Origin of the sequence: Bartonella sp. W8151 (assembly GCF_016100385.1) — a bacterium.
Lineage (GTDB): Bacteria > Pseudomonadota > Alphaproteobacteria > Rhizobiales > Rhizobiaceae > Bartonella > Bartonella apis.
In genome coordinates this window covers 39,417-51,386 of record NZ_JACFSO010000001.1, presented here as the reverse complement: position 1 = coordinate 51,386, position 11,970 = coordinate 39,417, and the positions used below count along the sequence as shown (strand labels likewise).

The following is an 11,970-nucleotide window of genomic DNA, read 5'->3' as shown; positions in this document are numbered from 1 at the left end:
AAAACACATCTGCCGTCTTTCCGCCTCAATCAGCGAGCAACCGGTGGATTTGTATTTTTTATAAAAAGTGATGCGTAAGTATTCATTAACCATGCGTGTTGAGAGCTTTTTAAGCAAATCAAGCTAAAAGCCTTGAAAATCAACCGCTAACTTTTAAGGAGTCTCGGCACATGGGCCGTTTCCAAAAACTTGCTCGCAATCCGCTTGCTATAGCATTTGTCTTATCGCTAACTCTCGCTGGCTGCGCCAAACACGGCCTGAATGATCCCAATGCGCTGGGACTGAACAACGCAAAACCGGGATCAGCGCAGGACTTTACAGTCAACGTTGGTGACCGCGTATTCTTTGATCTTGATTCATCCAGCATTCGTGCAGATGCCCAGCAGACATTGACCCGTCAGGCACAATGGTTGCAGCGTTATCCGCAATACACCATTACCGTTGAAGGTCATGCCGACGAACGTGGTACACGCGAATACAATATCGCACTTGGCCAGCGCCGTGCTGTTGCCGCACGTGATTATTTGATTTCACAGGGTGTTGCCGCCAACCGTATGCGGACCATTTCTTATGGTAAGGAACGTCCGGTTGCAGTTTGCGATGCTCCGCAGTGCTGGAACCAGAACCGTCGTGCTGTTACAGTCCTGAACAACGCACGCTGATTTAAAGTTTTATTCACATTTGAAAACGGCTCTTTAAAAGGGCCGTTTTTTTGTGACAAATTTCCGCCGAAGTTGGCTGCTAACGGTGTTGAAGACGCGAACATAAATAAAAGGACAGCACAATGGGTTTTCTTTCTTCCCCCCGTTTATTGACATGTTCGGTAAAACGTCTGGTTATCACAGCAGCTTTTGTACCGGCATTGTCATTTGCCGTACTCTCTCCCTGCTATAGTGCATCTGCCGATCAGGGTGGATCGTCTTTTGCAAACGGGCTTTTTCCATTCGGCAAGAAAAAAACTGTCGAAAGCCAGACAGTGCAGATGTCGCCCCAGCCGGATAGCCGTGTAACCGATCTTCAACAACAGGTGCGTGAACTTACCGGAAAAGTTGAAGAACTGAATTTCATGGTTTTGCAAATGCAGGAACAGTTGCGCCAATTGCAGCAAGGTGGCGGGGCAGCAGCCCCTGCCCAGCAACCGGCACAAGAACCGAAAAAACAGTCACAGGCGGTGGAACCGCAATCGCCCGCAAGTGAAACCGGTGCCAAACAGGAAATGCCACGGGCGGCAAGCACAACTCAAAGTGCACCGGCACTTCCGGGTGTGGGGGCAGAAAAAAACGCCGAACAAAAGAATATAAATGCTGAAGAAGCGCCGAAAGATTTGGGGTCAATCGAATTTGACAAAAATGGCAATATCCTTAACGGGAGTGTCAACCAGAATGCGGTAGCAACGGGAGGCCAAGGGCAAGCCGCACAGAGTGGCTCGGCTTTGCCAACTGCACCACAAACAACAAGCGCAAAAGAACTTTATGACATTGGTTATAAAAATATTCTATCCGGCGATTATCGTGCTGCTGAAGCAGATTTTCGAGCTTTTCAGGAGCGTTATCCGACCGATCCGCAAATTGCCGATGCAAGTTTCTGGCTTGGTGAATCTCTTTTTGGACAGAAGCGCTATCGCGAAGCGGCACAAGCTTATATTGATGTGCAGCGTAATTACAAAGATTCTCCACGCGGGCCCGAAAACCTTTTAAAACTTGGAATGAGCATGGCTCATCTTGATGAACAGAAAGTGGCTTGCGCAACCTTTGCCGAAGTGACAAAACGTTACAAAACTGTAGATCCGGCAGTTCTGAAACGTGTCAAGGACGAGCAAAGTCGCAACAAGTGTCAATAATAGATTTCAAAAAACTCTTTCAGCCATCAGATTTCGAAAACTGCAAAATTGTCATTGCCGCTGTTTCAGGTGGCGGGGATTCGACTTCTCTTTTATTTCTTCTGCGCGATTATTTGAAAGAACTGGAAAATCCGCCCGAACTCATCGCTGTCACAGTCGATCATCGTCTGCGTCCCGAATCTGCGGCCGAGGCCGAAGAAGTCGGAAAACTGTGTGAGCGTCTTAACGTGAAACATGAGACCGTTTGCTGGGCAGATGCAAAGCCGCAAACCGCCTTGTCTCATGAAGCACGGATCGCCCGTTATGGCTTACTCTTTTCTGTTGCCGAGAAAGTCGGGGCAAGCGTTATCATGACCGGCCACACTTTGAATGATCAGGCCGAGACATATGAAATGCGATTGCATCGCGGTAGTCATCGCGGTCTTGCCTGTATGCCGCGTGAATCACTTCTTATGCGCAAAATACGCTTGATCCGGCCACTTTTGGGAGTGAAGAGACAAGCATTACGGGAATATTTGCGCTCGATCAACCAGGGTTGGATTGACGATCCGACGAATGAAAACCCGCATTATGAACGGGTGCGCATCCGTAAACGTTTGAAGGATGAGGATGTCGACGCTATTGCGAAAAAAGTCGAAGAGGCGGCAACTTTCAGGCGCGCTCAAAGTAAAGCTGCCGCTCGGCTTGTTGATAAACTCGGCATAACAATGCAGCATGCCTTATGTACGATAAGCGAAGTGTCGGACGAACAGTTGAATGATCCGCAATTTCCTTTTGTTATGGGTGTTCTTGCGTCAATCATCGGCGGCTCGCAAGTTCTTGCAAGTGATTCACAAGTCGATTTTCTGAAAAACCAGTTCTCGAAGAAACGCACATCTCTTTATCATTTCACGTTGCTTGGAACAGTCATCGAGCTCAACGGTAAAAATATCAGATTGTGGCGTGAGGCAAGAAATCAGACAGCAAGTGTTGCCGGTGCCCATTCTTCGATCATCTGGGATGGTCGCTATCGAATTGATAACCGGTCGGATAATGCTATACGGGTGAATGTTCCTTCACTTTGTGATATAAAAGCGGTGGCTCAAGAACAAAATATCAACAATCGGTCGATCCATTTTCTCTCGCTACAGACAGCGCTAGCGATTTTCAGCCGGTCGGGAATTGATATTCCGGCTCTTACCGGAAAACTTGTTCATGCAGAAAATCTCACCTGTAAAAGATTTATGCGTCCTTTTGGTTGGCTCATCTCGTCGGATGATTATCCGCTTTTTAAAATATTGAGCCGTTTTTTCGAAATTACCTTGTCGACATCGCAAGAAAATGACCAAAAAGCTGGATGAAACATCATGAAAGCTCATCTTCAGCCTTGGCAAGGCAACTTCAAGCACATATGTTACATTAAAATTATCCAATAGAGCGTAATAGATCGAGTGGACCTAATATGAATCCAAATTATCGTTCCTTCCTGATATGGGGGATCATTGCACTCTTGCTGATTACTTTATTTTCGTTTTTTAACGGCAATAGTCAGCAAGCTGGCGCAGGAGAGATAACGTATTCAGACTTTCTGAAGCGGGTTGATAATAAAGAAATCAAAACCGTTACCATGCAGGGACAACGGTTGACCGCTGTTACAACCGATAACAGAACAGTTCTTTCTTTCGCTCCTAATGATCCCGGTCTTGTCGAACGTCTTGAAAGCAAGAACGTCAATGTCAGGGCGCAACCTGAAAGCACAGGAAACAGCACGTTTATGAATTTGCTTTTCTCGCTTTTGCCGGTTGTCATCCTGATCGGCGTATGGATTTTCTTCATGCGCCAGATGCAAGGCGGATCGCGCGGAGCGATGGGGTTCGGCAAATCCAAGGCAAAACTGCTCACTGAGGCGCATGGCCGCGTAACATTCAAGGATGTTGCGGGTGTCGATGAAGCAAAACAGGATCTGCAGGAAATTGTCGAATTTCTGCGTGAACCGCAAAAATTCCAGCGTCTTGGTGGTCGTATCCCGCGGGGTGTCCTGCTTGTTGGCCCGCCCGGAACAGGTAAAACATTGCTTGCCCGTTCGGTCGCCGGTGAAGCCAATGTGCCGTTTTTCACAATTTCCGGTTCGGATTTTGTTGAAATGTTTGTCGGCGTTGGTGCAAGCCGTGTTCGCGACATGTTCGAACAGGCAAAAAAGAATGCGCCATGTATCATTTTCATTGATGAAATTGATGCCGTCGGCCGTCATCGCGGTGCCGGTTTTGGCGGTGGCAATGATGAACGCGAACAGACGCTGAACCAGCTTCTTGTCGAAATGGACGGGTTCGAGCCGAATGAAAGCATTATTCTTATTGCCGCAACCAACCGTCCTGATGTGCTTGATCCGGCATTGTTGCGTCCGGGGCGTTTTGACCGGCAGGTGGTTGTTCCCAACCCCGATGTTGCAGGGCGCGAGGAAATTCTCAAAGTCCATGTTCGCAATGTGCCTTTGGCGCCGAATGTCGATTTGAAGATTGTGGCGCGCGGTACACCGGGATTTTCCGGTGCCGATTTGATGAATCTTGTCAACGAAGCCGCACTTATGGCAGCACGGCGTGACAAACGTTTGGTCACCATGCAGGAATTCGAGGATGCTAAAGATAAAGTCATGATGGGAGCGGAACGCCATTCCGCCATGACACCGGCAGAAAAAGAGCTGACAGCTTTTCACGAAGCCGGACACGCCATTATCGCAATCAATATGCCGGCAGCCGATCCGGTGCACAAAGCAACGATTGTCCCGCGTGGTCGTGCACTTGGTATGGTTATGCAATTGCCGGAAGGTGACAAATATTCGATGAGTTACCGCTACATGATTTCGCGTCTGGCAATCATGATGGGTGGCCGTGTTGCCGAAGAATTGAAATTCGGCAAGGATAACATCACTTCCGGAGCTTCCTCCGACATTGAACAGGCAACAAAGCTTGCCCGTGCGATGGTCACACGCTGGGGCTTTTCCGACGAACTCGGTAAGGTTACCTATGGCGAAAGTCAGGAAGATATGTATCTTCAAGGTGGTGGCCGTAACCAACAGGTTTCGGAAGAGACAGCAAGAGTTATTGATTCTGAAATTCGTCGTCTTATTGACGAAGCCTATCAGACAGCAAAACAAACCTTGACGTCGAAGAAGAAACAATGGGTTGCTCTTGCCGAAGGTTTGCTTGAATACGAGACCCTTACAGGATCGGAAATTCAGGAAGTCATCAATGGCAAACCGCCATCACGCGATATGGGCAAGGATTCTCCAACCCCGCATGTGTCAAGTGTTCCGAAAGCCGGAAAAACACCTGAAAAACCCAAAGCCGATCATTCAAAGTCGGTTGTTGTAAGGGCAAAAACTGTTTCCAATGAGGCCGACAAGGTCGATGAAAAGCGAGAGGCTTCCGACAAGTCCGAAACAGCAAAAACTGCGGTTGAGAAAAAGTCGACAAGGACCAGAAAGATGACGAAAACGTCAAAAACGTCAAAGTCTCTAAAGTCCGAAAAAACGGTAAAAAAAGCTGAAAAGCCATCAAACAAATCGGCTGAAACAGAAACGGACACCGACAATCCGGATGACAAAAAGGCCTGAACTTTATTTTAAAAACTTTGAAGCGGCTTGATAACCTCAAGTCGCTTTTATTTTGTTCAAGCGCTGTTATGTTAACCGTGTCTTGATAATTCCGGCCTTTATAACCTTTGTTTGGTGAAGCAATGATTGGTTTTCTTACTAAAAATTGTTAATCGGAACAAAAGAGACTGGTGTATGAGTGGCTGACAGAATTTTATTGAACTTGGAATTTTGTCGAAAAAGGAAAATATAATGGCGTTTAAATATTTCGGTACCGATGGAATAAGGGGGAAAGCCAATACATTTCCGATGACCGCGGATGTGGCTATGAAAGTCGGTATGGCGGTGGGTATTCTTTTTCGCAGCCAAGGGCGGCCGGGAAGAGTCGTGATCGGGAAAGATACACGTCTTTCGGGCTATATGCTGGAAAATGCAATGGTTGCAGGCTTTACAGCAAGTGGCATGGAAGTGTTTCTTCTGGGGCCAATTCCCACACCTGCCGTCGCAATGCTTTGCCGTTCGCTGCGTGCCGATGTTGGTGTTATGATTTCAGCTTCACACAATCCTTTTTTCGATAATGGTATAAAATTATTTGGTCCCGACGGTTTCAAGCTTTCCGACGAAATCGAGTTGAAGATCGAGAAACTTATTGAAACCGATATGACCAACGAACTTGCCGGCCAATCGCAAATCGGTCGGGCAAAACGTGTTGAAGGTGACATTTATCGCTATATCGAATTTGCCAAACGTACGTTGCCGCGCGATGTCCGGCTGGACGGTATGCGGATTGTTGTCGATTGTGCCAATGGTGCGGCCTATAAAGCAGCGCCGCTTGCTTTGTGGGAACTTGGTGCGGAAGTTGTGACACTAAGCGATAAGCCGACAGGTACAAATATCAATGAAGATTGCGGTTCGACCCACCCGATTGCTTTGATGCGTAAAGTTCATGAAGTCAGGGCAGATGCGGGTATCGCACTTGATGGTGATGGCGACCGCGTGGTGATGGTTGATGAAACCGGTGCCATTATCGACGGAGACCAGTTGATGGCAGTCGTTGCCGAACGTTGGCTGGAAAATGGTCTGTTAAGAGGGGGCGGCATCGTTGCAACAGTGATGTCCAATCTCGGACTTGAAAGGTTTCTCGCCAAAAAAGGGTTGACCATGGCAAGGACCAAGGTTGGCGACCGTTACGTTGTTGAATATATGCGCCAGCATGGTTTTAATGTTGGTGGTGAACAATCGGGTCATATCGTGCTATCCGATTACGGCACAACCGGAGATGGTTTGGTGACATCGCTACAAATACTGGGATGTGCGAAAGAATCTCAAAAACCGATGAGCGAGCTTTGCCATCGCTTCGAGCCGGTTCCGCAAGTCTTGAAGAATGTTCGTGTTTCTGAAGGTAAGCCCCTTGAAGAAGCTCATGTCAAAGACGTTATTAAAAACGTCGAAAAGCGTTTGGGGAAAAACGGTCGTCTGGTTATCCGTCCGTCGGGAACCGAGCCGCTCATCCGTGTTATGGCCGAAGGTGATGATGAACGTCTGATCGGTAATGCGGTTGACGAGATTGTGGATGCGCTAAAGAAGGTGAGAGACGCCGCCTGACGGGTTTGTGAAGCGCCGAGAAAACCTTCGACATTTGCGAATTTTGAAAAAGCAGCCTTAAAATGGCTGCTTTTTTTTATGCTTTTTTGAGCCTTCATATGCATCTTATTTATGGAAAATAGATGGTTAAAAATTATGGTTAAGAACGTCTTAACCAATCATGTTTAAAAAGCCTCATGAGAAGATAAAGGCACTTGCGTCTTGTTTTGAGGCTTGAAAATGAAATTTTGCTTTGCGCTTATTGGAGCATTGTCGGTACTTGGTTCAACTCAGGTGCAGGCTGCGGATATCGACCTTGACAAGGTTCCCGAAGTTGCCATTACAGCTGAAACCATTCCCTTCTATGTGAAAGCATATGCCGGCGTAAGTATGGCCGATATCAATAAAGTCGATAAATTCGATTCGGGCGAAGCAAGCAGCAATTATCACTGGAAAAATAAAGGTGATATGGATAACGCTTTTCTTGGCGGGGTCGGTTTGGGTTATCGTCTTAATGATATTGTTCGCGTTGACGGCACAGTCGAATATCGCGCCAAAAATACAACGACAGCACGTGACCGCGATTTTGATACGACAAGAAAATATGAAGGTGATGTGGCCTCAACCGTGTTGATGGCAAATGCTTATGTCGACCTTGTAACTTATCATAATGTTACGCCTTATATCGGGGCAGGCCTTGGGGCAAGTGCCAATCGGGTGAGCAACTTCGAAGTGGATACTTCTAGGCAAAACTATCAAGCAGCATCAAATACCGAATGGGATCTTGCTTTTGCAGTTCATGCCGGCGTCGGTATCAAACTTTCCCGTCGTGTTATTTTCGATATCGGATATAGCTATAGCGATTTGGGCGACGCAAAAACTCAAGATATTTCCGGAAGCGGTTCTCTCAAGCTTGATCATCTGACATCCCACGATGTAAAAGTGGGTATAAGATATGCTTTCAATTAGGTGACCGGAGAATTGGTCAAAAAAACCGGCTGTTGTACAACCGGTTTTTTAAAAATCATTTTCTATTATAATTTTATGATTTCCGGTCTTTATCTTTATTCCGGAACATCAATGCTGCCAATCCGATAATTGGAACTGCAAGCGCAAGCGTTTTTTTGTTTTTCAATATGGCAGGAACGGCAGCGACAAGAGATGCAGCCACAAGGTTGAAACGCTCGTCATTCATCTGCTCGTCATAGACTTTGCGTCTTTTGGCAGCGATGGAACGCCCGACTAAAAATACAACGAGCGCAACGATGAGCCAGAAGGCAAAAATAATAGTAGCCGATAAGATAGGCGAGACAACCCAACTCAGTGCAATAAATGCTATAACGCAAAGGAATGTCACTGCAAAAAACAGCGACAATCCGATCAGAAAATAGCAAATTGCCTGATTACGCGTCGATTTGACTGCTGTTTTCACGCTGCCATTTGCCAAACCGCCAATAAGCGGCGCGATAAGCCGCAACATATTTTAACGCCGCATCAAGAGAGCAAGAATAAAGCCGACACCGGCTGCTGCAGCGAGGCTTGCAATCGGTTTTTCACGTATACAATTGCACAATTGTCCTTGCACGTCGCCAATCTTTTCTTTCGCCTGCGAGATAGCTTCTTCACCATTTTCTTTGGCCGATGCGTAAAGTTTTTCGGCCTTTCCTTTGGCCGCGGTCATTTTTTCGGAACCCAAGTCATTCAATGAGGAATGGATATTGGAAACCTCTTTCTTCAATTGCTCGAATTGTTCTTGAAGACTTTTTTCGGCTGGTGTCGCATTTTCTTTAGGCATATTGTTTTCTCCTGCTTTTAAGAATGGATGATCGTGCGAGATTTTTCGGACGATGTACTTTAATTACATAGTTATTGCGTTGGTTTTTTCCACTTTTTTTGCAAATTCGGGCAAGAATAAACTGTAAACGAAAATAAAAATCTGAGAAAAAAGAGGCGGAGAACTATTTTTCGGGAGGCAATAATTGACAAATACCGACGATCGCAAATTATTGCGCGAACTTTTTGATTGTGCAGTCGCTGCCGCCAATCCCGAATATTTGATGGAAAAATTTTTGCCGAAAAAGCCGAAGGGCAGGACAATTGTTGTCGGAGCTGGAAAAGGCGCGGCCCAAATGGCTTTGGCACTTGAAAAACTATGGGCCAAGGCCGGTTATGGCAAGCTCGAAGGTGCAGTTGTTACCTGCTACGGTTGTGGTGTGGAGCTTCGTTCAATAGAAGTTATGGAGGCCTCTCATCCCCTGCCGGATGAAAACGGGCTAAGGGCTGCAAAAAAGCTGGTCAAACTTGTTCAAGGATTATCATCCGACGACCTTGTGATTGCTCTTATTTGTGGTGGTGGCTCGGCCCTGCTGCCGCTGCCGCTTGAACCTTTGACGCTTGCCGACGAAATCGGGATCAATGAGGCATTGTTGAAAAGTGGTGCTCCTATCGGTGCAATGAATACCATCAGGAAGCATTTGTCACAAATCAAGGGGGGGCGGCTTGCACTTTATGCAGCCCCCGCCGGTGTCATAAGTTTTATTGTGTCGGATATTCCCGGTGACATTGCCTCGCAAGTTGCTTCAGGACCGACAGTTGCCGATTGGTCAACACGAGAGGACGCACTCAAATTTATAAACCAGTACCATATTGTGTTGCCGCAAAAAGCTATTGAAGTTTTGAATAGCAAGTTTTCTGATGCCCCGACACCTGATAATCCGGCTTTTGAAAGAAATGCAGCCTATATTGTTGCATCGGCTGCGACATCGCTCGAAGCTGCCGCAAATTACGCGCGCAAAGCAGGATTGAATGCCGCTATTCTCTCCGATTCGATAGAAGGTGAAGCAAAAGATATCGCCCTGATGCATGCTGCAATTGCCCGTGAGGTTGCTTTGAAAAACCGGCCTTTCGAAAAACCAGTTGTCCTGCTTTCGGGCGGTGAAACGTCTGTTACAATTAAAGATGACCACGGCAAGGGCGGAAGAAACAGTGAATTTCTGCTGTCATTTGCTATGGCAATAGAAGGTAGACACGAAATTACAGCACTTGCTGCCGATACGGATGGTCGTGACGGGAGCGAATTCAATGCCGGAGCTTTTTGTGATGCTAACACAGTTGTGCGTCTCAAACAGAAAAGCGTTGACCCTGCGATTTTTCTTTCAAAACACGATGCATGGACCGCATTCAATATTCTTGGCGATCTTCTTGAGACAGGCCCGACAGGAACCAATGTTAATGACTTTCGCGCAATTCTTGTCCGGTAGTTTTGACAAAACGGTTCGAGCGTTACATGAAAATTTTGTTCCGCGAGAAAATATGTTTGATATTTGTTTAAACATGACTTGATTTATCATATTAAATTTTGTTAATTAATCGCCATCGAATTGAAGTTCAGGAACGAGAGCGATGACGAGATTTTTTAGAAGCCTCGCAATGACTGTAACATTTCTATGTTTGGTCGGCGGCTACGCATCAGCACAAACTGAAGTGACCGGGACGAATAATGGGCAGCTATTGCAAGCTGGTGACCAGGCCTTGCAAACCGGCGGAAATGTGTCGCAACCTGCCGCAAGTGCCGCTCAAACTAGTGAAAATGCTTTGAAAGCAGGCGAACAAGCATTGCATTCGGCAGCTTCGCAGAGTTCGAATGCGGCTCAAGCAACGATCGATACAGCCAAGCAGGCAGCTGACCACTTTGCAGCCTCCATTCCCCACGACCTCTCGCCCATCGGTATGTTCCTGAACGCAGACTGGGTCGTTAAAGTGGTCATGGTCGGTCTGGCACTCGCCTCGGTTGCAACGTGGGTTATTTTTATTGTCAAACTCATTGAAGTATCGGCTGTTAAAAGACGTGCAAGAGCAGCTATGCAGCAGGTTAATCGTGCGGGAAGTCTTTCCGAACTTGCCTTGGCAGTCAAAAATGACAAAGGCGTCGGCTCACGCTTGGTACAGGCTGCACAAAATGAAGTGGAAGCGTCGCTGGCAGCTGTGGATTCGGCAGGAACCGATGGCTTGAAAGAAAGACTGGGTTCGGTTCTCTCGCGCATTATTTCTGCTTCCGGTCGTCATGTTGCATTCGGAACCGGTGTTTTGGCAACAATCGGCGCCATCGGCCCGTTTGTCGGACTTTTCGGAACTGTATGGGGCATCATGAATTCTTTTATCGGTATTTCCCAAGCGCAAACAACCAATCTTGCTGTTGTGGCTCCGGGTATTGCCGAAGCACTTCTTGCAACGGCTATCGGACTTGTCGCAGCCGTACCTGCCGTCATCATCTATAATGTCTTTGCCCGTTTGATCACCGGCTATCGTCAACAACTCATCGATGTTTCTGCAGGGATTGAACGTCTGGTAAGCCGTGATCTCGACTTCCGTAAGGTCAAGCGTGAAACAGCAACAAGACCGAATCTGTCGATTGCCGCGGAGTAGGACGAGATGGCGACAAAGCTTTCAGATCTTGACAATGATGAACTTGATGTCAGCCATGAAATCAATGTGACACCGTTTATTGATGTTATTCTGGTTTTGCTCATCATTTTCATGGTTGCTGCACCTCTGGCAACAAGCGATATTCCGGTGCAACTGCCGACATCCTCGACACCTGCGCAACCAAAGCCGGATAAACCGGTCTATATAACATTGCAGCAGGATAAATCACTTTATGTCGGTGAAGAAAAAGCGTCACTGGAAAATCTTAAAGAAACGCTTGATCGGCTCACTTCAAACAATCATGAAGAAAAAATCTTCATTCGGGGTGACGCAGGTGTGGAATATAGCGGCATTGTGGCCCTTCTTAACGAATTGCGCGCGGCCGGCTATACAAAAATAGGTCTTGTCGGTTTGGAAAAAGCGCCGGCAGCACAGTAACGACGCTATCAAGAAACATCGCATTGAACGCTCGCACTTGAAGCTTGGATTGGCTTCAAGTGCGTTTTATTTTCGAGTTATCGAAGTTATATACCAGCTTTACAGCAGAAGC

The 11,970-nt window shown here is 47.0% G+C and carries 11 protein-coding genes; 9 read left to right on the top strand and 2 right to left on the bottom strand.

Going from position 1 to position 11,970, the window contains the following annotated elements:
- Window positions 1-170: 170 nt before the first annotated feature.
- From pal to H3V14_RS00225, 6 genes are all read left to right on the top strand, one after another.
- The gene (gene pal, locus H3V14_RS00250; protein WP_075869304.1) at window positions 171-662 is read left to right on the top strand and encodes a peptidoglycan-associated lipoprotein Pal; all 492 of its coding nucleotides are present in this window, start codon (window positions 171-173) and stop codon (window positions 660-662) included.
- Window positions 663-784: 122 nt separating this feature from the next.
- Complete coding sequence (gene ybgF / locus H3V14_RS00245; RefSeq protein WP_198226024.1) at window positions 785-1,840, top strand: tol-pal system protein YbgF; 1,056 nt, start codon at window positions 785-787, stop codon at window positions 1,838-1,840.
- Window positions 1,831-3,180: a tRNA lysidine(34) synthetase TilS gene (tilS, locus tag H3V14_RS00240; RefSeq protein WP_198226023.1), complete on the top strand. Its 1,350-nt coding sequence runs from the start codon at window positions 1,831-1,833 to the stop codon at window positions 3,178-3,180. Before ybgF ends, tilS begins: the two co-directional genes overlap by 10 nt.
- A gap of 101 nt (window positions 3,181-3,281) precedes the next feature.
- A complete protein-coding gene (ftsH, locus tag H3V14_RS00235; protein ID WP_198226022.1) occupies window positions 3,282-5,432 on the top strand; it encodes an ATP-dependent zinc metalloprotease FtsH in 2,151 nt (716 codons plus the stop codon).
- Window positions 5,433-5,663: 231 nt separating this feature from the next.
- Entirely contained in the window at window positions 5,664-7,016 is a 1,353-nt protein-coding gene (gene glmM, locus H3V14_RS00230) for a phosphoglucosamine mutase (protein WP_075915452.1), read from the top strand.
- Window positions 7,017-7,235: 219 nt separating this feature from the next.
- A complete protein-coding gene (locus tag H3V14_RS00225) occupies window positions 7,236-7,964 on the top strand; it encodes an outer membrane protein (RefSeq protein WP_198226021.1) in 729 nt (242 codons plus the stop codon).
- Window positions 7,965-8,037: 73 nt separating this feature from the next.
- Here H3V14_RS00225 and H3V14_RS00220 read toward each other — a convergent pair whose 3' ends face one another.
- Window positions 8,038-8,475, bottom strand: coding sequence for a phage holin family protein (locus tag H3V14_RS00220; RefSeq protein ID WP_198226020.1), 438 nt, complete (start codon window positions 8,473-8,475; stop codon window positions 8,038-8,040).
- Window positions 8,476-8,478: 3 nt separating this feature from the next.
- A complete protein-coding gene (locus tag H3V14_RS00215) occupies window positions 8,479-8,790 on the bottom strand; it encodes a YqjD family protein (protein ID WP_075869297.1) in 312 nt (103 codons plus the stop codon).
- Between the two features lie 184 nt (window positions 8,791-8,974).
- On the opposite strand from H3V14_RS00215, the gene H3V14_RS00210 reads away from it, so the two are divergent.
- The 3 genes from H3V14_RS00210 (at window position 8,975) to exbD (ending at window position 11,858) form a co-directional block, all read left to right on the top strand.
- On the top strand, window positions 8,975-10,255 hold the full coding sequence (locus H3V14_RS00210; protein ID WP_198226019.1) for a glycerate kinase: 1,281 nt from the start codon (window positions 8,975-8,977) through the stop codon (window positions 10,253-10,255).
- A 142-nt stretch (window positions 10,256-10,397) separates the two neighbouring features.
- On the top strand, window positions 10,398-11,420 hold the full coding sequence (gene exbB / locus H3V14_RS00205; RefSeq protein WP_198226018.1) for a tonB-system energizer ExbB: 1,023 nt from the start codon (window positions 10,398-10,400) through the stop codon (window positions 11,418-11,420).
- Window positions 11,421-11,426: 6 nt separating this feature from the next.
- Complete coding sequence (gene exbD, locus H3V14_RS00200; RefSeq protein ID WP_198226017.1) at window positions 11,427-11,858, top strand: TonB system transport protein ExbD; 432 nt, start codon at window positions 11,427-11,429, stop codon at window positions 11,856-11,858.
- Window positions 11,859-11,970: the final 112 nt, after the last annotated feature.

Bases quoted from the DNA above. Each gene is read 5' to 3' on its own strand.
- pal (WP_075869304.1), top strand. From the start codon at position 171: ATGGGCCGTTTCCAAAAACTTGCTCGCAATCCGCTTGCTATAGCATTT.
- exbD (WP_198226017.1), top strand. From the start codon at position 11,427: ATGGCGACAAAGCTTTCAGATCTTGACAATGATGAACTTGATGTCAGC.
- ftsH (WP_198226022.1), top strand. From the start codon at position 3,282: ATGAATCCAAATTATCGTTCCTTCCTGATATGGGGGATCATTGCACTC.
- H3V14_RS00215 (WP_075869297.1), bottom strand. From the start codon at position 8,790: ATGCCTAAAGAAAATGCGACACCAGCCGAAAAAAGTCTTCAAGAACAA.
- H3V14_RS00220 (WP_198226020.1), bottom strand. From the start codon at position 8,475: ATGTTGCGGCTTATCGCGCCGCTTATTGGCGGTTTGGCAAATGGCAGC.
- glmM (WP_075915452.1), top strand. From the start codon at position 5,664: ATGGCGTTTAAATATTTCGGTACCGATGGAATAAGGGGGAAAGCCAAT.
- ybgF (WP_198226024.1), top strand. From the start codon at position 785: ATGGGTTTTCTTTCTTCCCCCCGTTTATTGACATGTTCGGTAAAACGT.
- H3V14_RS00225 (WP_198226021.1), top strand. From the start codon at position 7,236: ATGAAATTTTGCTTTGCGCTTATTGGAGCATTGTCGGTACTTGGTTCA.
- exbB (WP_198226018.1), top strand. From the start codon at position 10,398: ATGACGAGATTTTTTAGAAGCCTCGCAATGACTGTAACATTTCTATGT.